This is a genomic window from Herminiimonas sp. CN (genome assembly GCF_000622895.1).
In the GTDB taxonomy this organism is placed as follows: domain Bacteria; phylum Pseudomonadota; class Gammaproteobacteria; order Burkholderiales; family Burkholderiaceae_D; genus AVCC01.
On sequence record NZ_AVCC01000002.1, the window covers coordinates 21,096 to 37,125 of the forward strand.

At 61.8% G+C, this 16,030-nt stretch carries 22 protein-coding genes; 4 read left to right on the forward strand and 18 right to left on the reverse strand.

The features are described from left to right. Nucleotides 1–106 precede the first annotated feature (106 nt). Nucleotides 107–2,617, forward strand: a complete 2,511-nt coding sequence (locus HMCN_RS18100) for an EAL domain-containing protein (RefSeq protein WP_162174108.1) — start codon at nt 107–109, stop codon at nt 2,615–2,617. A 177-nt stretch (nt 2,618–2,794) separates the two neighbouring features. Here HMCN_RS18100 and HMCN_RS0100825 read toward each other — a convergent pair whose 3' ends face one another. The 3 genes from HMCN_RS0100825 to HMCN_RS0100835 are packed head-to-tail and all read right to left on the reverse strand — an operon-like array spanning nt 2,795 to nt 3,693. After that, entirely contained in the window at nt 2,795–3,079 is a 285-nt protein-coding gene (locus HMCN_RS0100825; RefSeq protein ID WP_025915585.1) for a DNA-binding transcriptional regulator, read from the reverse strand. Continuing rightward, complete coding sequence (locus tag HMCN_RS0100830) at nt 3,076–3,432, reverse strand: type II toxin-antitoxin system RelE/ParE family toxin (RefSeq protein ID WP_035625222.1); 357 nt, start codon at nt 3,430–3,432, stop codon at nt 3,076–3,078. The genes HMCN_RS0100825 and HMCN_RS0100830 overlap by 4 nt, the downstream gene beginning before the upstream one ends. 48 nt (nt 3,433–3,480) lie before the next feature. Beyond that, nucleotides 3,481–3,693 carry a hypothetical protein gene (locus HMCN_RS0100835; RefSeq protein WP_025915587.1) on the reverse strand — a complete coding sequence of 71 codons (213 nt, stop codon included), beginning with the start codon at nt 3,691–3,693 and terminating at the stop codon, nt 3,481–3,483. A 111-nt stretch (nt 3,694–3,804) separates the two neighbouring features. Here HMCN_RS0100835 and HMCN_RS0100840 point away from each other — a divergent pair, with 111 nt between their 5' ends. Genes HMCN_RS0100840 through HMCN_RS0100850 form a run of 3 tightly spaced genes read left to right on the forward strand, consistent with a single transcriptional unit; the run spans nt 3,805 to nt 5,098 of the window. Next, nucleotides 3,805–4,011 (forward strand): AlpA family transcriptional regulator, encoded by a 207-nt coding sequence (locus HMCN_RS0100840; RefSeq protein ID WP_025915588.1) that lies wholly within the window; start codon nt 3,805–3,807, stop codon nt 4,009–4,011. Then, nucleotides 4,008–4,373, forward strand: coding sequence for a hypothetical protein (locus HMCN_RS0100845; RefSeq protein ID WP_025915589.1), 366 nt, complete (start codon nt 4,008–4,010; stop codon nt 4,371–4,373). Before HMCN_RS0100840 ends, HMCN_RS0100845 begins: the two co-directional genes overlap by 4 nt. Then, a complete protein-coding gene (locus tag HMCN_RS0100850) occupies nt 4,370–5,098 on the forward strand; it encodes a hypothetical protein (protein ID WP_025915590.1) in 729 nt (242 codons plus the stop codon). The genes HMCN_RS0100845 and HMCN_RS0100850 overlap by 4 nt, the downstream gene beginning before the upstream one ends. Before the next feature lie 119 nt (nt 5,099–5,217). Here HMCN_RS0100850 and HMCN_RS17020 read toward each other — a convergent pair whose 3' ends face one another. The 15 genes from HMCN_RS17020 to HMCN_RS17030 all read right to left on the reverse strand — a co-directional run bounded on the left by HMCN_RS17020 (nt 5,218) and on the right by HMCN_RS17030 (nt 15,873). Next, on the reverse strand, nt 5,218–5,817 hold the full coding sequence (locus tag HMCN_RS17020; protein WP_025915591.1) for a hypothetical protein: 600 nt from the start codon (nt 5,815–5,817) through the stop codon (nt 5,218–5,220). Next, nucleotides 5,801–6,025, reverse strand: coding sequence for a hypothetical protein (locus HMCN_RS0100860; protein ID WP_155837294.1), 225 nt, complete (start codon nt 6,023–6,025; stop codon nt 5,801–5,803). Before HMCN_RS0100860 ends, HMCN_RS17020 begins: the two co-directional genes overlap by 17 nt. Before the next feature lie 8 nt (nt 6,026–6,033). Then, entirely contained in the window at nt 6,034–8,790 is a 2,757-nt protein-coding gene (locus HMCN_RS0100865) for a transglycosylase SLT domain-containing protein (RefSeq protein ID WP_025915593.1), read from the reverse strand. A gap of 13 nt (nt 8,791–8,803) precedes the next feature. Then, nucleotides 8,804–9,118, reverse strand: coding sequence for a hypothetical protein (locus HMCN_RS0100870; protein ID WP_025915594.1), 315 nt, complete (start codon nt 9,116–9,118; stop codon nt 8,804–8,806). After that, complete coding sequence (locus tag HMCN_RS0100875; protein WP_025915595.1) at nt 9,115–9,903, reverse strand: hypothetical protein; 789 nt, start codon at nt 9,901–9,903, stop codon at nt 9,115–9,117. Before HMCN_RS0100875 ends, HMCN_RS0100870 begins: the two co-directional genes overlap by 4 nt. Next, nucleotides 9,903–10,097, reverse strand: a complete 195-nt coding sequence (locus HMCN_RS0100880; RefSeq protein ID WP_155837296.1) for a hypothetical protein — start codon at nt 10,095–10,097, stop codon at nt 9,903–9,905. Before HMCN_RS0100880 ends, HMCN_RS0100875 begins: the two co-directional genes overlap by 1 nt. Before the next feature lie 125 nt (nt 10,098–10,222). Continuing rightward, nucleotides 10,223–10,876, reverse strand: a complete 654-nt coding sequence (locus tag HMCN_RS0100885) for a hypothetical protein (RefSeq protein ID WP_025915597.1) — start codon at nt 10,874–10,876, stop codon at nt 10,223–10,225. Between the two features lie 77 nt (nt 10,877–10,953). Then, complete coding sequence (locus HMCN_RS0100890) at nt 10,954–11,208, reverse strand: hypothetical protein (protein WP_025915598.1); 255 nt, start codon at nt 11,206–11,208, stop codon at nt 10,954–10,956. Nucleotides 11,209–11,221: 13 nt separating this feature from the next. Further along, the gene (locus tag HMCN_RS0100895; RefSeq protein WP_025915599.1) at nt 11,222–12,004 is read right to left on the reverse strand and encodes a helix-turn-helix transcriptional regulator; all 783 of its coding nucleotides are present in this window, start codon (nt 12,002–12,004) and stop codon (nt 11,222–11,224) included. Then, entirely contained in the window at nt 12,004–12,801 is a 798-nt protein-coding gene (locus tag HMCN_RS0100900; RefSeq protein ID WP_025915600.1) for an ATP-binding protein, read from the reverse strand. The genes HMCN_RS0100895 and HMCN_RS0100900 overlap by 1 nt, the downstream gene beginning before the upstream one ends. Beyond that, entirely contained in the window at nt 12,798–13,676 is an 879-nt protein-coding gene (locus tag HMCN_RS18105) for a hypothetical protein (protein ID WP_025915601.1), read from the reverse strand. The genes HMCN_RS0100900 and HMCN_RS18105 overlap by 4 nt, the downstream gene beginning before the upstream one ends. Before the next feature lie 11 nt (nt 13,677–13,687). Further along, the gene (locus tag HMCN_RS0100910; RefSeq protein WP_155837298.1) at nt 13,688–13,906 is read right to left on the reverse strand and encodes an AlpA family transcriptional regulator; all 219 of its coding nucleotides are present in this window, start codon (nt 13,904–13,906) and stop codon (nt 13,688–13,690) included. A 115-nt stretch (nt 13,907–14,021) separates the two neighbouring features. Continuing rightward, nucleotides 14,022–14,597, reverse strand: coding sequence for a hypothetical protein (locus tag HMCN_RS0100915; protein WP_025915603.1), 576 nt, complete (start codon nt 14,595–14,597; stop codon nt 14,022–14,024). Next, the gene (locus HMCN_RS19710; protein ID WP_369792127.1) at nt 14,594–15,016 is read right to left on the reverse strand and encodes a tyrosine-type recombinase/integrase; all 423 of its coding nucleotides are present in this window, start codon (nt 15,014–15,016) and stop codon (nt 14,594–14,596) included. Before HMCN_RS19710 ends, HMCN_RS0100915 begins: the two co-directional genes overlap by 4 nt. Then, nucleotides 15,013–15,873 (reverse strand): integrase arm-type DNA-binding domain-containing protein, encoded by an 861-nt coding sequence (locus HMCN_RS17030; RefSeq protein ID WP_238551894.1) that lies wholly within the window; start codon nt 15,871–15,873, stop codon nt 15,013–15,015. The genes HMCN_RS19710 and HMCN_RS17030 overlap by 4 nt, the downstream gene beginning before the upstream one ends. Between the last annotated feature and the right edge of the window lie 157 nt (nt 15,874–16,030).

The window sequence follows — 16,030 nt, forward strand, 5'->3', positions numbered from 1 at the left end:
CGAGGGGCGGCAACTACTGTTCGAAAAGAGTCGCCAGCTGAGCCCCCCATTCATGATTCGAAGCGCGACTTTGAATCAGGACCGGGGAATTATCTGGCAGCTCGAATTGAGCCGCCCTTTACTGCCGCTCCTTACTTACGCGATCCTGATGTGCATCCCGGGACTGCTGCTCGGCTTGGTGGCCTTCGTTGCTCTCAGGGTCGTGCCGATGCGCGCCTTCCATCTTGCCTTGCAGGAAATCGCCGTGCGCAAGATTACCGAGGAACGGCTGGCAAAATCCTTGTCGATCTTCTCCGCGACTCTGGAATCCACCGCCGACGGCATCTTCGTCACCGATGTCCACGGTCGGGCAGTCGTTGCCAATCAGCGCTTCGTCGATTTGTGGAACTTGCCCAAGTCGGCCGGTATCGGCGTGCTCGACAGCGAAACCCTGTTCACGCTGGCGGAGCAATTGCGGGATCCGGGGGCGTTCTTTGCCGCCCAGAAGGATCTGACCAGGCACATCGACGTCGATCACGGCGCCGTTCTCGAATTGCGGGACGGGCGCCTGTTCGAGTGGAATTCCCGGCCCCAGTACGTGGACGGAGACGTAGTCGGACGGGTTTCCAGCTTCCGCGACATCAGCGAGCGCAAACGGGCCGAGTCGCTTTTGGCGGCAGAGAAGGAGGTGCTTGAAATGGTCGTTTGCGGAATGCCACTGAAGGCAGCGCTGGATGTCCTGGCGCGCCATGTAGAGGTGCTTTCCGGGCAGATGTTCTGCGCCATTCTGTTCCGGGAAAGCAGTGAGGATAGCGATCTGATGTGCGCCGCCGGCCCCGGCCTGCCACATGCCGTGACCGGGGCCATCCTCGATCAGGGGCAGGCAGCACTGGGCGAGATATTCGCGGACGTCAGAAAGCGGAAGGACCTGCAGCAGCATGGCTTGTCGGACGAATTCAGCGGCGTGATCGAAGACATCGAGATCAATCCGGCCTGGGCGGAATACCGGGACTTGATATGCAGGCAGGGCATACAGGCCTGTTTTGCGGTGTCGATCCAATCCTCCGGGCAACTGCTGGGGCTGATCGTCGCGCATTACCGCAAGTCGTCCGACCAGCCGCCGCATGACCGGGAGCTGACCTGGGTCGCCGCCCACCTGACCAGCATCGCCATCGAGCGCCGCCAGGCGGAGGCCCGGCTGCAGGTCCTGGCCCATTATGATGCCCTGACCTTTTTGCCCAATCGGGACCTGTTTCGCGATCGCCTCAGCCAAGCCCTGGCCCACGCGGAACGGCATAAGGGCCTGGTGGCGGTCATGTTTCTGGACCTGGACCGCTTCAAGACCATCAATGACACCTTGGGCCACGATGCGGGAGATATCCTGCTGCGTGAAGTGTCGGCACGGCTGCGGCGCTGCGTGCGGGAAGAGGATACCGTGGCCCGCCTGGGAGGTGACGAGTTCACAGTGATTCTGGAGCGGGTCAGCAAGCCGGAAGACGCCGCCCTCGTCGCCGGCAAGATCGTCGAAGCCCTGGTGCCGCCGATCATGTTGGGCGGGCAGGAGACTTTCGTCACGCCCAGCATCGGCGTCACCATTTACCCTTGGGATAGCGATAACGCCGAAAACCTCCTGAAGAACGCCGATACCGCGATGTATCGGGTCAAGCAGGATGGGGGCAACGGCTACCGCTTCTTCACCCCGGAAATGAACACGCTGGCGGTAGGCCGGCTGGAAATGGAAAGCGGCCTGCGCCGCGCCATGGAGCGCGAAGAATTCGCCGTCTATTACCAGCCCAAGCTCGATCTGGCCACCGGGGCGATCATCGGCGCCGAGGCCCTGTTGCGCTGGATACACCCGGACCGGGGCATCGTTTCGCCGGGCGAATTTATTCCGATCCTGGAAGAGACAGGCCAGATCGAACAGGTAGGCGAATGGGTGCTGAAAGTCGTTTGCGCGCAGATCCGCGCGTGGCAGGACGCAGCCATGCCGCCCTTGAAAGTTGCTGTCAATCTTTCAGGCAGGCAGTTGCAGCGCAACAACCTATCCACCACCATCGCCGGGATTCTTGAAGAAACCGGGCTCGATCCCAGTTTCCTGGAGTTGGAAGTTACCGAGAGCATGCTGATGAACGACCCTCAATATGCGGTTGATATGCTGCTGCAGATCCGGGCCAAGGGCGTGGTGCACATCGACGTGGACGATTTCGGCACCGGCTATTCGTCCCTGAGCTATCTGAAGCGCTTTCCGATCGACGCCCTGAAACTCGACAAATCGTTCGTGGATGGTCTGCCTCACGACGAAGATGATGTCGCCATCTCCCGCGCCGTGATCGCACTGGCGCACAGCCTCAAACTCCGTGTGATTGCCGAAGGGGTGGAGAACGATGCGCAGTTGGCATTTCTCCAGCATAACGGTTGCGACGTTATCCAGGGTTACATCGTCAGCCCACCCCTGCCCGCCGATGCCTTTGCCAAACTGGCGCAGGAGCACCGGCAGAATCCGCGCTGGTTCACTGAGAACTTCCACTCGCGGTCGGATCTCGACGGACATCTGCACAAATTGCCGCCCGCCAAGGCCTTGCGGCGCTCTGGCAGTTCCTCCGGGGCGAGGATGCGGGGTCCCTCCGTCAACCGATAAGAAGACGCGGCGCGACCGCGTGTGCGCCGAAATGAAAAAGCGGCCCGAAGCCGCTTTTTCATCGGTCAGACGTTGAACGGGAATTGCGGCCTACTGGCCGCATGGTTGCTTGATGCCGCTGCTTTGATTGTCATTTTGTACCCGCTTTCATACCCGCTTTTGAAAATCCATCCCAGGTCAAACCAAGGCCTCGATGACAGCCTGCGGGTTGCGCTCGATCACGTTGAGCAGCACCAGCGCCGGGCCGTGCGGGGTACGGTCGCCACGCTCCCAGTGCCGCAGGGTCGCCGTGGAAAAGCCGAAGCGGGCGGCGAATTGCTCTTGGGTCATGCCCACCTTGGCGCGCACGGCCTTCACATCGATTTCGCGGGGACGATGCACGCGCACGCCGCGCGCGTCACCCTTGGCATGGGCGATGGCCTCTTGCAGACCCTGCTTGATGCTTTCAAATGCGGTACTCATGATTTTGCCCGTCCTTTCCAGATGCCCACCAACACGTCCACCAGACCGGCCAGCTCGTTACGCTCGGCCTTGGTCAGATTGGCCTTGTCGCCCTTGGCAAAGAGCGTCAGCAGGTACAGAGGCATGAGGTCATCGTGGTAATAGTAGATGACCCGCACACCGCCGCTCTTGCCTTGCACGCCACGGCGCCAGCGCAGCTTGCGCACTCCGCCCGTGCCTTCCATGATGTCCCCGGCCTTGGGATGCTCGGCTAGGTAGCCGATCAGGTCTTGACGCTCTTCCGCGCTCAAGAGCTTGTCGGCCAAGCGGATATAGGTGGGCAGTTCGGCGATGCCTTGCAGGACTTCGTGCATGACCAATTCTAATCCATTGGATTAGATAGTTCAAGACCGGTCATGGCCTTACTTCCCCGCTTTCAGTACGGCCCGGTCAATCTCGAACCCCTCGCGTACAACCTGGCCGCAGCAGGGGCATACCTCCTTGTCCTTGGTACGCCGTAACGCCTGATAGACAGCGGCATTTCCGACACCAACCTTTGCGGCGGCTTCGTATGGCGTCATGCCAGGGTTCTCCTTAAGCAGCTCTAAGGCTTGCTGCGTCTTGCTCTTTGCCATGCTGACCTCGCGTCACTCGGATACCGAATCATATACTGCACAGATGTATTGACAATACTGCACAGACATATATGATACGTATCAACACAGCACGACTCGAAAGGAAACACCATGAAACAACAGACCACCGAAGCCGGCGGCGCCATCCTGTACCGGATCAATGTCGCCGAGGCGAAGCTGGGTGTTTCGCGCTCGACGATCTACCGGCTCGTGAAGGATGGGCAGCTTGATCTGGTGAAGATTGGCAAGCGATCCAGCGGTATCACCGCCGACAGCATCAACGCCATGATTGAGCGGAGCCGGAAGGCCCGCGCATGACGACGCCTGAAAATGAACAGGGCGGCAAGCTAGAAGAAGAGCGGCCACGCGGCCTTACCCCTGCCAAAGACCAGCCATCCGTCTTGATCGAGGATGAAGAAAATCGCCATTGGGCAAAGATATGCGCCGGCGCAATGGTTTGGAACCTCGAAACCGACGATGGGACAGTGGCCTTGGTCGAAGCCGCGCTGCTTCCCAAGGGTTCGGCGGCGCCTCCGTGGTTGGACGACACGGGCATGAAGCTCATCAGGTTGCTCAAGGAGCGTGCCGACGAATATATCCAGGCCCAGCGCAAGACGCGCGCAGCGAAGAAGAGCAGGCCGGCCAGAAATGGCCTCAAGCTGGTTCAGGGGGAAGTATGAGCATCAACACAGAACTGAAGGGCACGACGGCCACCAGTAGTAGCCAGGGCATTGAGTACAGAGAGTACGACTGGGGCGACTGGATCACTGGCACCAAAGAACAGCTACAGGAACTGGGTTTAGGGGTGGGTTTGGCTTATCCAGGCGAACCTGGTGGCAAGAAGAAGCTAAAAGCGCGCGACCCACGGGGCTATGTCGCCGAGATTTCATGCAGCGATCACGAAGACGGCACATTCACAGCCCGTATCGAGTTCCCCGAGCGCCCCGGAAGGCCATACCCCGAGCTTCTGCCAGCTCTTCCAGGTATCAGAAAGCGGGAGCACTACAGGTTTGATGAATATGTTGGCAGCGCTGAAGCATTGGCCGCTGCCGGCCTTGTGCGCGAAGAACAATTACCCGGACAGCCAGGTATGAGAAGAATGCGCGTCACTATTTTCCCCGACGGAACCATACCGAGTGGGGCGCCAACAACAAACCACAGTGAGGCCAGATTGCCCGGCGCCCGACGTATCGAACGTGTCGGCACGCGAAAATACAGTGTTCAGATCAACGTGCCAGAAGAAGAACGGTGCCGGCGCTTGACTGATTGGCAGGCAGCCATCGCGGCATGGGAACACGAAGTCCGGGCACTGCCTCGCCCCCCTCGCCTGGGAGAGGCCACACCACCAGCGTTAGCTACTCAATCCGCACGCGGCCACCTTCGCCTTGTTTGGTCTGCTGCATAGCTCTGACGGCTGCTTTCTCACCAGCTTGGCCGCGCGCCGGGCTTTTTCACGCCTGGACGCTGACAGTTTTCGCTCAGAGGTAGAAAGGGGGTGCGCTGGGTGCGGCTGACGTGGGGATTCTATTCCCCGTCCGCCCCCGGAGAAAGCCCACGCTCGGCCAATACTGCCGCTTGCCGTTCCCGCGCACGTTGCATGGCGGCCTCATAGACGCGGGCAAGCTCGCCTATTCCTTCGCCGTTCACTGTCACGTCAGTTTCCACGCGGTCGCGCCACTTGTCCGGCTGGCGGTTCTTCAGCCAGAAGGCAATCGCTCCAGTATCCGGCGGGTAGTGCTTCACGGTGTCGGTGATGGTAATGACGCCCTGGTAGTTGCTGATATGCGCTTCCGGGTGCGAGTAGCCGACGGCACGCTTGTATAGGGCCTCCGCCACGTTCGCGTCGGCATCGTCCTTTCCCCTTTTTATGGACTGCAAAAATTCGGGGCGATGCGATTTCCAGTAGTGGATCGTGCGTTCCGCCACCCCGAAAAAATCGGCCATCTGCGTGTCCGTCGCACCCAACAGGGCCAGCTTGTACGCCTGCTCCACGTAGCCTGGCTGGAAGGTGCTGGGGCGGCCTACGGCGCGCTTTGCGGGGGCGTCCTTGCGCGTGCGCGCCGGCGCGGTCTTGGCCTTGCTGGCGGACTTGCGGGGGCGCTGGGGCTTATTCTGGGTGTTCATGGCGTTTCGGTCGGTTGATGTCGATCAGGCTGGCGAACTGGGCCAGGTGATCCAGCGCGGCCCCAACTTCGCATTGTTGCCCGAACGGCAGCGCGTCGGAAACGTGCAGGCCGCCGAGCAGATGCGCCCGCCCGATGATTTCCAGGGTGTAGAGGATGCGGGGCGCCTGATCGGGCGGAATGAAGGGGTATTGGTCAGCAGTGGTCATGTCTTCGCTCATGCAGAAAAGCCGCCGGTCACAATGTGCGCAAGCTGGCGATCGCGGATGTCTTGCACAACATCGGGCGTCGGTATGGATACCTGAATGGGCCGGTCGGAGTCGCCCCCGGTCATCGGCACGGTCATGGGTGGGCTGGACGGCACTGGCTGCGCGCTGGGCATCGCCGGGACAGACGGCATACTTGCACTGGCAACAACCGACGGCATGGCCGGCGCGGCAACGTTTGGCGGAACCGCCGGGGGTGCGACTTGGGCCACGGCATGCGGGACAGACGAACTATCAGGGGCGGTAGGTGGCGCTGCTGGCGTGGAGCTATTCGCCTTGGCGATAGCCGTGGGAGCGCCGCCGGTGTCTTTGGTCACAGCAGCGTATCGGTCATCCAGCGCCTTTTTGTTGGTGGCAATGTAGTCGGCTGCCGTCTTGCTGTTCGCCCCGTAGTTCAGGTTCATCGCCTTCTGGGTTTCAGGCGACATATCCGCCTTCGACTTCCCTTCTCCCGCCCCGCGAATCACCTCTTGCGCAGCCTTCGGGCCTAGCTGGTGCATCATGTAGAGATTTTCTGCGGATACCGGAAGGCCGGACTTTTCCAGAGCAGCAGAATTCTGCTTGGTCAGCTTCATCCCGCCCTCGATGTTCTGATCCACGTCGAAGCGGTTTTTGATGCCGACACCAGATGCCGTCTGGCCGGTGAACTGATAGATGCCTGCCGCGCCCGTACTGCTGATTGCATTGGCGTTGCCGCCGCTCTCCATCGCGGCGATCTTCTGCATCATCACCGGGTCGAGGCCTGCCTTCTTGGCTTGCCCTGAAATCTTGTCCTGAACTTCCAGCGACATGCCGCCCTTGACGTTGGCTGACGTGTTAGCGCCGCTGGTTTTGAGTTCCTGAATCTTGGTCGCTTCCTCGTCGGTGTAACTGCCGTACTTGGTCAGGCTGTCGCCGCCCTTGATGCCGTCGAACAGCGCCTTGTGGCGGTAGCCCTTGGGCATGACTGTTTCCAGTGCGGATCCTGCCGTCGCTGCCGTGACGTTATAGGCGCGCTCTGCTACCGCCGGGATTTTCTCGGCAACAACCATCGCGCCTTGCCCGGCAGCCTTGAGGCCCTTGCCGACGGTCGTATTGTTGCCAAGGTACTCGACGCCCGCTTTTGCGCCCTCAACTGCCTTCCCGCCCAGATCCACGGCTTTGTCTTTGACGGCCTCGGCACCGGCCTTGATGTCAACGCCGGTCTTGTCCTTGATGAATTCATTGGCGGCATTGGCCTTTTCGGAAGCCCATTGAGTGACAGCCTTTGCGGCACCCTTGGCGGTATCCAATCCTTGTTTCAGCGCACCGATGGTGCTATCCCAACCATCGCGCAGTAACTTGGTGGTCGCATCCCAACCGGAGGAAATAGCGCTCGTCGTAGCCGCCCATGCGCTGGTGATCTTTCCGGGGATGTCCGCTTCGCGCAGGTCATTGACCCAACCCCCTACCTTGTCCCCAAGAATCTGGCCTGCCTGATCGCCGAAGAACATCCCGACGGCACCGCCGATGATGCCGCCAATGGCTGTGCCGATGATGGGAACAACGCTGCCGATGGCTGCTCCCGCCGCCGCGCCTGCGGCCATGCCGCCAAGGCTTCCAGCGGCACCGCCTACGGCCTTGCCGGCGCGCTTGTCCTTGTCGCGTCGCGTGAGAGAATCGTCGCTCTCGGAATCGTAAAGGTCGGCAGCAGCACCGCCTACGGACAGTAACGTGCCCAAGAGCGGGATCCGCTTGAGCAATCCGCCGGCCTTGGACAGGACGCTGCCTTCTTTGAGCAATCCGCCGGCCTTTCCCAGCAGCCCAGCTTCCTTCGTGGCCGCGCCAGCGCCGCCGGCAACGGCAGCAACTTCCTTGCCACCAAAGCCCAGCATTCGCCCGGCGCCCTTGAACAAGGGGCCGATGACGGGAATGCGCGTCAGCATCCCGCCCAGGCCGCCCATCAACCCGCCAAGCATGCCGGAGTCGCCCTTGCCGCCGTCTTTCGACTTTTCTTCGATGGCCTTCAGGCTCTTGTTTGCCGCCTTGCTGAAGGTAGTTTCGTCATTGCGGAACCCGGTAAGCGAAGTCCAGATTCGGCGCAGCCAGCCTTCTTGCCGCTTGTCCTTGTTGCCGCCGGTCAGCAGTTCGTAGCCGCGCGCCATCGGCTGTGCAACCTCATTGAATGCCTTGATGGTCGGGTCTGCCTCTTCCATGCCGCTGCCGGATTCCTTGATGGCACCAGCAATGCGGTCGGCGACGCCGCGCAGCCCGCCCACCTCGTCGCGCTCATCCCCGCCACCAGGCGCACCGGGGGCACGGCCATCACCACCGCTGCCGCCACGGCCAACGAAACGCCCGCGCCCGTCACGGGATGCAGGCTTGGCAGCGGCGCGCGCGGAGGCTTTCTGGGATGCCTGAGCAGCAATCACCGCCTGGCCGACTGCGGCCACGGCCTGCGAATCGCGCTTTTGCGCGCCAGTCCCGCCGGTCTGCGGCGTCGCGGGCGGGCGCAGTAGGGCCGGAATTTGGTGGTCGCTGCCGCTCGAAGCGGGCGCCGTCGGGCGAGCTACCGCACCGGGCGCACCGGGGGCACGGCCAGAACGCGCCGGCGATGTTGGCGCGCCAGAGGTCAGCGCGTGGCGAATAGCACGCACGTCTTCACGAATCGCCGCCCAGTCCTTCAGGGCCGTTTCCAGTTCGATAGGGTTGCCTATCAGGAACCCTTGCGCGTCGTGCCGAAGTGCCATTTCTTGAATCCCCTTATTGAAAGTTGACCGATGGCGCGCGCACTTCGCCCAGGTCATTGCCTTCCGTTTCCAGCCATTGCGCGAATGCCTCGTTGTAGTCATGAACATCGCGGGTGGACAGCACGAATGCGGCAAGCTGCCGGTTCAGATGAGTGGCAACGCTGGCAAGAGTGAAATCGCTCTCTGCCTCGGCGCGCGTTACGGCGGTCAGAATGAAGGTGCGCGCGCAAAGCACGTTGGCAAACTCCATCATGGCCGCACGGCACTGATCGGCGATTACCAGCACCTCGGCATCATCAAGCGCCATCAGGACGTTGTTTCGGTTCATGCCGAAAACCCCTTGCCGTTCGTCGTCCTGTCCCAGTCCTTGCCGTCGATAGCGGCCAGGGAGCAGATCGTCATGGGTACGGCTATATCGACAAAATTCCCATTGGCGTCGATGGGCGAACCAAGCGGCAGGGTGATAGATTCGATCACCAAAGGCATGTAGGTACGGCCCTTGTATTTCATGGCGATCTTGGTGGGGGCTGTCGAAGGCAGCAGGGATGGCGCCATCGCCTTGTCCAGCGGTTGGCCTTGTGCGGCCTTCTTGATGCCTTCGAGCAGCGCCAGGAGCGGCCCATCATCGGCCAGCGCATCCGGCAGCGCCCACTTAACCAGTTGGTTCAAGGGCGCGGCCACCTCACTCACGGGATCACGCCAGGCGCGGAAGAGCGCCGTCATCTGGAACTTGAGCGGCGGCATACCGCTGAACACTTGCTGGGAGTTCAGCTTCGTGATGCCTGTGCGGCCCTCGAAGGAGCCGATGAATTGGGATGCCTTGCCATCGTCGCCTACCCACGGTTGCAGCGCCCCAGACGAAAGCATGGCTTTCAGCGAAGGCATCGCACTCTGGCCGGCATTCTCGAACGGGCTTTGCCAGCCAAGGGAAATATCGAGATTGCAGTCAGTCAGCGGCGCGCGCACCACCGGCATACCTTGCACACGCTTCCAGAAGCGTGAAGAGCCGTCGCGCTCCACGGGGTAGAAGCTGGCGATCAGGTGCGGCGAAAGGCCATCCCACATCGAGGACAGCGCGGGATCACCCAGGCTGACGGGAAAGGTTTCCGCCATCACACCACCTTCGGCACAGTCGAATAGGCCAGCAAGGCTTCGGCGGCCCTCACGCGCGCGTCGGCGGGCGCAGCCGCATCCTGCGCCACTTCGGCCAGGGCTTCCACGGCAGCCTTGGCGTGCTGGGCGGCCTTGGCACGGATGCCGACGATGCTGGGCGCGCGGCCCGTGCGGTGGTGCGGAATCGGTTGCATGATGATCTCCTGTAGTGGTGGCCGGGCCTCAATGCCCATTACCCTTTGTTGGTGGTGAGGGCTATTTCCGCAACCATGAGCGGTATTACATTTGCCCCTCTACGCCCGGCCATTGATCTGCCGTGCTACGCCGCGCGCGCGGCGCCAACGTGGTTGTGGTGAGCATCACGCCCGCTGATACGCGGCACCTCCACGATGTGGAAACCTTCCGGCAAATGTCGCTCGTTGCCGGACTTCAGGAACTTGCTCAAGGCTTCCTGCTCGGCAAGCATGGCCGTGCGCTCGGCGTTCAGCGTGGAGCGGCATTCGGCCCGCTCGTCTTCGCCGTCGGCCATCAGGCGTTGCAAGTTGTCACCTATAACGCCGGCCTTGCGCAGGTTGGCTTCGCGCTCTGCGGCGGTACCTTCCGCGAAACGCAGGGAACGGGCCGCGCCTTCGAGCTTGTGCGCGATTTCGATGGAGCGGCGTCCGGCCTCGGCAACCATCGGCGCCAGGCGCGCGGTTTCGGCCTTGTCCAGGTTACGTACGTCTTCACCATGCTGGGACAGGGCGCGCAGGGCGTCCATGATTTCGAGGCCGAGCATGGCGGCGGCCTGGTAGTCCGTCTCGGCTTCGGGGTGGTGTTGGCGGGCCAGCGCCAGCAGGCTTTCGGGTTCGAGCTTGCGGACAGCGGTGGCCACGTCGGCACGCAGCTTGGTCAGCAGGTGCATGGTTTCCTGGTCGCGGTGCAGGTCGCGGATAGCCTCGGGGGTGGGGAGCGGCGGGTGCGTGGTGAACATTGCTTTCTCCAAAGGTGGTTGTAGGGATTGTCTGCCCGACATATCGGGGGTTTCTGCGCGACTTTCCGGGTTTTTCATCAAAGCGCGGTCAGTTCTTTCACGGTCGCATCGAAGGCTTGGCACGTCGTGTGCAGATACGCGGCCACGCGCTCGGCAGTGGGTTCCTGGCCTGCCGCAACCAACTGGCGGACGGCAAGGTGAATGAATCGCTCCGGCGTGGCAGCGGCGGCGGCTTCGGTCAGGGTGTTGGCACAAATGAGGGCGACGCCGTGAACAAGGCCATCGGTTTCCAGTGCGTAGGTGGATTCCTTGGTGGTGTCATCGTGGCTCATGGTTGGGATCCTTTCAGGTGGTGGAAGCGGCGCCGGGCCGCAGGTTCAAGTGAAACCGCTTCAGCGCCAGCTCGCCGGCGCGGGCGCGTTCTTGAAGACGCTCAAGCCGTCCAGCTAGAGTGCCCGATGCGGGCATGTCGTCGAAAGCCGGGTTACGTGCGCGCAGTGTGTCCAGAGCTTGGGTGACTTCGTGCGCGCCCGCCGCCATTGCGGTGAGGTGCGTGGAGACGGCGGCAATCTCCGCGTGCAGGTGTTTGAGGGAGGCCAAGTCGCGCTCACGGGCTTTCTGCCAGGCGTCGTACATCCAGCCTTGCACCCCACGCGGCACGCCGGTTTCCCAGTCATCCGTGATACCAAATAGCCAGTCCAGAGATACCTCGTACAGGAGCGCTGCGCGCACGATGAGCCACAGGGGCACGCTGTTGGTGTCCGTCGCCAGCTCTACCTTGGACAGCTTCGAGGGGTTCGCGTAGCCGAAGCGGCGGGCGGCTTCGCTTTGAGAGAGGTTGCACAGGTCGCGCGCCTCTGCCATGCGAGCGCCGATGGTTTTCACAAGCACAGACTGCTGGCGTCGTTGCTCGGTTTGAGGTGCGGCGGTTTCTCCCTCCGTGGCGGAAACCACTACGGGCGCGGGGGCGGTGTCGAGCATGGGCGCGTCCTTTCGCTGATTGTTTTGCTGCATTCGGGCGGGTTCTTGCATGGTTTGTGGGCGTTGGGGCGCCGTGAACCATTCCGCCGGGTCAATGGCGGCCAGGGCTTGCGCCATCGGGATGAGTTGCGGAACGTAATCAGCCATCAAATACCCTCCGCCCCGTGCGTGCCGGTTTTTCTGTAGCTTTCCCAGGTGAACGAGATGAACTCGCCACCACCCTCGCGCAATCGGTCGAACACCCGCGCGCCCAAGTACGTGACCACCTCGTCAATGGGCAGGTTGGACATGAGAATGGTCGGGCGCCGCTTTTCGTACCGCTCGTTCAGGATGTCGAACAGCAGTAGTTTTTCGGTGTCGGAGCCGAACTGCACGCCAACTTCATCGAGGATCAGTAGGTCGGGGAACACCAGCGCGGCGATGGCCTCGCTTTCGCTCTCGCGGCTGCCGCGCCCCCAGGTGTCCTTGACGCGGCGTACCGCGCGCATGACCGTGGTGAAGAGCACAGCGGCACCGTGGTGCTCCATGACTTCCAGACCGATGCCGACGGCCAGGTGCGTCTTGCCGGTGCCGGGCAGGCCGATGAAGAGTGCGGAACGTCCCGTCTTGCGGATCTCGCCGAATTGGGCGGCGTAGGCTTTAGCGAAGTCCAGCGCGCGTTGCTGTCCTGGCAGTGTCGCCGCGTAGGTGGAAATTCGACGGTCACGGAACCGCTCGGGGATGCCGGCTTCGCCGATCTTGCGGCGCCAGGATTCCACGCGGGCGGCCTGTTCCTTAGCCTCGGCTTCGGTGCGTTCCTTCTTGGACTGGTCATCAGCACAGGCCGGGCAGGCCGTCCATATCTTGCCCAGATAGCAGCGGCTTTCGTAGTCGCCATGCGTTTCACACACAGCGGACTTGGTCAGGGGCGGGCTGTGCAGCTCAATGTTGGCGATATGGCTCATAGCGCGCCCCCTTGTCCGTAGTCACGTTTGTCGTAGCCGCCATGCGTGCCATTGGTCGGACGGCGGGAAGTAGATGCGTGTTCATTTTTCGCAGGAGATAGCCACTCGGCTTTGAAACCCTGCCATGAGCGCGTAGCAGCGATGCGCACAGCCTCGTCAGGGGTAACACCGGCCTTCGTGGCCTCGGCCTTCAAGTCGTTCCATGCGGCGCGTGTCAGCGGGGCACGCTTGGCTTTGCGGACGGTCAGCCAGTCTTCAGCGTGTTGCTGCTCAACGCCTTCGGCTATCAAGTCGCTCACGCTCAAGGTCTTTGCGGGTTTGCGCGTGTTTACGGTATCTATCCCGTCAGGGATAGATTCATTGATAGTGGTGGTGATGGTGGTGATGGTGGTGATGGTGGTGATGGTGGTAGTGGTGGTGTTGTCGCTCACGCCGGAGTAACGCGTTACTACCTCGTCAGTCTCGCGTTTGCCATTGGCTTGTCCGTCACGGCTTGCATCTTGCCGACGCTGGCGATAGGCGGCCTGACGCTGGGCGTTGCCTGCCTTGCGGCTCATCATTTCCAGCACCAGCTCGGTGAGCACGGGGTGATACAGGCGCCCGTCGCTGGCTTCCCACCAGCCGCGCAGCAGGATCGCTTTGTCACATTGGAACGCCTCGGCATCCATGCCCAAGCGGGCCGCGATCAGCGTGTCGCCAGCCGGCAAAGAGCCGCAAGGCGTTTGCTGCCACGCGATGAACCACAGCATCAGCAAGAGCGGGCGCTGGCGCGTGGCGGCGAGAGCCCAGGTGTCGGACTGGGCGATGCGCTCGCAATCCAGCTCGAACTTGAAGCCGCCGGCCTTGGTGGTCGCGGGGTAGGGAGGGAGTTGCACGGCCAGCCTGGTTACGCAGCCACGCGGCTACGGCTGATCTGTTCTTCGATCCAGGCATCCACGTCGGCCTCAACCCAGCCGACGGAACGCGCGCCGTTACCCAAGCGAATGGGTGCGGGGAACAAGCCATCTTTCACCCGCTTGTATAACGCGGACGTTCCGAGACCCGTCTTGGTTTCGACTTCGGGGCGCCGGAGGATGCGCGGCGCGGGTTTCGTTTGTTCAGTCATATTCATTCCTTCCAAGGAATTCCAGCTAGTTGCCGGATGACTGAACTTTGAATTGTTGCTGACGGGATGAAAATTCCCGCCCTTGTCAGGAAATAGTATTTGCTGACAGCAATGCCTATTTTTCTTTTGTTCGCCCCCGCCTGAACTCAAACTTGGGGAAGACTTCTTTCACTCGGGCCTTCAACCATTTGTTGTCGCGCCCTCCCCAATTGAAGCCTTTCATGCCCGTTATGTCCACGGAATTAATCACCCCTGAATCTTCCATGCTGATTGCAGTCTTCAACCATCCCCGACATTCTTCCTTATCCTTATCTCCGCCGGGGGCTGCGGCACGCGCCGACGCGGTTCCTGCGCGCTTGGTCGCCTTGACATGGTGCTCTTTCAGCAGCTTGGCGTTCTCCACGATCTCGCTCGGAACCCCATACTTCAGCACCGCGTCTGGGTCTGTCGTCTGGGCCAAAGCGGCGAACTTGTTTATCTCTGTGAGCGCGCGCTCTTCGAGAAGGTAGAAGAGCCACACGACATCGTGCGCATCAAATAGGCCGCATGGGGACACTTCACGTTTTATCGCTTCATGGCGCGCCTCACGCTCCGCAGCGGTGTTCCCACCTTCATAGGTTTGCGACAAAAAATGCTTTGCCAGATTCGCCATTGCGGCCAGGCGGGCGGCCTTATCCACCAACGCACTCATGCTGCCACCCCCGCGCGCAACGGCACTACCTTCCCCGGCTCGCTCTTCTGCCACGCATCGAGCGTATCGGCCCACTGCTGCATCATCTTAGCCCGGTCGGCCAGGTAGTCCGCATGGTTGTAGGTGCGGCGCACGGCATTGGGTTCCGCGTGCGCGAGTTGGCGCTCAATCCAGTCTGCCGTGTATCCCATGCCGTTCAGTAGCGTGCTGCCCGTGGTGCGGGTCGCGTGGGGGCTGAACTTGCCGGCCCAGCCCAGCACCAGCAAGGCTTGCCGGAAAGAGGCAGTCGCCATTGCTTTGGTGCGGTCGTCACGATTGGGGAAGAGCAACGCATGGCGGCCCGTCACGCCGTGCAGGACGCGCAGCATTTCAACCGCTTGCGTGGGAAGTGGTACGGCGTGCTCCCGACGCATCTTCATCCTACCTTCAGGGATACGCCACACGGAGGTGTCCAAGTCTCGAACTCTTCCCACCTGGCTTCGGCAATTTCGATGGGGCGGCACAGCGTCCACCACATGAGGCGGAACGCGCACGCCGTCTCGAACTTGCCGCCGTGTCCGTCGAAATCGCGTAGCAGTTTCCCGACTTCATCCGGCGTGAGGGGGCGCTTGTGCTGGGTCTTGTTGGCTGGAAGTGCCTTGCGCACTGGATAGGTGGGATCCGTGTCGGCGCGCAGGGTGGAAACGGCCAGCTCGAACACGCCGGACATGGTGCGCTTGGCCTCGGCGGCCACGCTCGGCCCGTTCTTCTTGGCGGCGGTCTTCAGCACGTCGAGGATGTGCGCCGGCGTGATCTGCTTAACTGGCAGCGCTCCGATTTTCGGGAAGACCACACGGGTCAGCATGTCGAGCCGGCGCTTCTTGGTGATCGGCTCCCACGTCTTCAGTGCCACCCACTCACGGGCCACGGCCTCGAAGGTGTTAGCGCTGTCCTGCTCCCGCCTCACCCGCTCCAGTTGTCGATTGTGGGCGGGGTTGATGCCTTGCTTGACTAGGGCGCGCGCCTTGGCCCGCTCGTCGCGCGCTTCGGCCAAGGTGAGGCGGCCACCAGCGCGCCGAGCCTGGGCTGCCTCCGGCATCTCCCCATTCGGGGCCGTAGTGTACTCACCGATGGCGAACACGCTCTCCTTGACGGCGCCCTCCCTGGCGAGCTTGAAGCGATAGCGCCATGCCTTCACGCCACTGGGTTTGACTTCCAGGTACAGGCCCTTGCCGTCGGTCAGTTTGTAGGGTTGCTCTTGAGCTTTCGCGGTTCTGCACTTGGTATCGGTAAGCACGGGTACGTCTCACTTTCTTCCATACCCGCTTTTCAGAAGGCGGGTTTCGAGGTCATACCCGCAAAAATACCCGCTTTTCACTGGCAAGACAATGGAATCCGGTGGAACTAATGGGAACAAAAACGCCCCGTAATCTGTGGATATACGGGGCGTTGTG

Coding starts and splice junctions, on each gene's coding strand:
- HMCN_RS0100825 (WP_025915585.1), bottom strand. CDS start 3,079: ATGAGTACCGCATTTGAAAGCATCAAGCAGGGTCTGCAAGAGGCCATC.
- HMCN_RS0100830 (WP_035625222.1), bottom strand. CDS start 3,432: ATGCACGAAGTCCTGCAAGGCATCGCCGAACTGCCCACCTATATCCGC.
- HMCN_RS0100835 (WP_025915587.1), bottom strand. CDS start 3,693: ATGGCAAAGAGCAAGACGCAGCAAGCCTTAGAGCTGCTTAAGGAGAAC.
- HMCN_RS0100840 (WP_025915588.1), top strand. CDS start 3,805: ATGAAACAACAGACCACCGAAGCCGGCGGCGCCATCCTGTACCGGATC.
- HMCN_RS0100845 (WP_025915589.1), top strand. CDS start 4,008: ATGACGACGCCTGAAAATGAACAGGGCGGCAAGCTAGAAGAAGAGCGG.
- HMCN_RS0100850 (WP_025915590.1), top strand. CDS start 4,370: ATGAGCATCAACACAGAACTGAAGGGCACGACGGCCACCAGTAGTAGC.
- HMCN_RS17020 (WP_025915591.1), bottom strand. CDS start 5,817: ATGAACACCCAGAATAAGCCCCAGCGCCCCCGCAAGTCCGCCAGCAAG.
- HMCN_RS0100860 (WP_155837294.1), bottom strand. CDS start 6,025: ATGACCACTGCTGACCAATACCCCTTCATTCCGCCCGATCAGGCGCCC.
- HMCN_RS0100865 (WP_025915593.1), bottom strand. CDS start 8,790: ATGGCACTTCGGCACGACGCGCAAGGGTTCCTGATAGGCAACCCTATC.
- HMCN_RS0100870 (WP_025915594.1), bottom strand. CDS start 9,118: ATGAACCGAAACAACGTCCTGATGGCGCTTGATGATGCCGAGGTGCTG.
- HMCN_RS0100875 (WP_025915595.1), bottom strand. CDS start 9,903: ATGGCGGAAACCTTTCCCGTCAGCCTGGGTGATCCCGCGCTGTCCTCG.
- HMCN_RS0100880 (WP_155837296.1), bottom strand. CDS start 10,097: ATGCAACCGATTCCGCACCACCGCACGGGCCGCGCGCCCAGCATCGTC.
- HMCN_RS0100885 (WP_025915597.1), bottom strand. CDS start 10,876: ATGTTCACCACGCACCCGCCGCTCCCCACCCCCGAGGCTATCCGCGAC.
- HMCN_RS0100890 (WP_025915598.1), bottom strand. CDS start 11,208: ATGAGCCACGATGACACCACCAAGGAATCCACCTACGCACTGGAAACC.
- HMCN_RS0100895 (WP_025915599.1), bottom strand. CDS start 12,004: ATGGCTGATTACGTTCCGCAACTCATCCCGATGGCGCAAGCCCTGGCC.
- HMCN_RS0100900 (WP_025915600.1), bottom strand. CDS start 12,801: ATGAGCCATATCGCCAACATTGAGCTGCACAGCCCGCCCCTGACCAAG.
- HMCN_RS0100910 (WP_155837298.1), bottom strand. CDS start 13,906: ATGACTGAACAAACGAAACCCGCGCCGCGCATCCTCCGGCGCCCCGAA.
- HMCN_RS0100915 (WP_025915603.1), bottom strand. CDS start 14,597: ATGAGTGCGTTGGTGGATAAGGCCGCCCGCCTGGCCGCAATGGCGAAT.
- HMCN_RS19710 (WP_369792127.1), bottom strand. CDS start 15,016: ATGAAGATGCGTCGGGAGCACGCCGTACCACTTCCCACGCAAGCGGTT.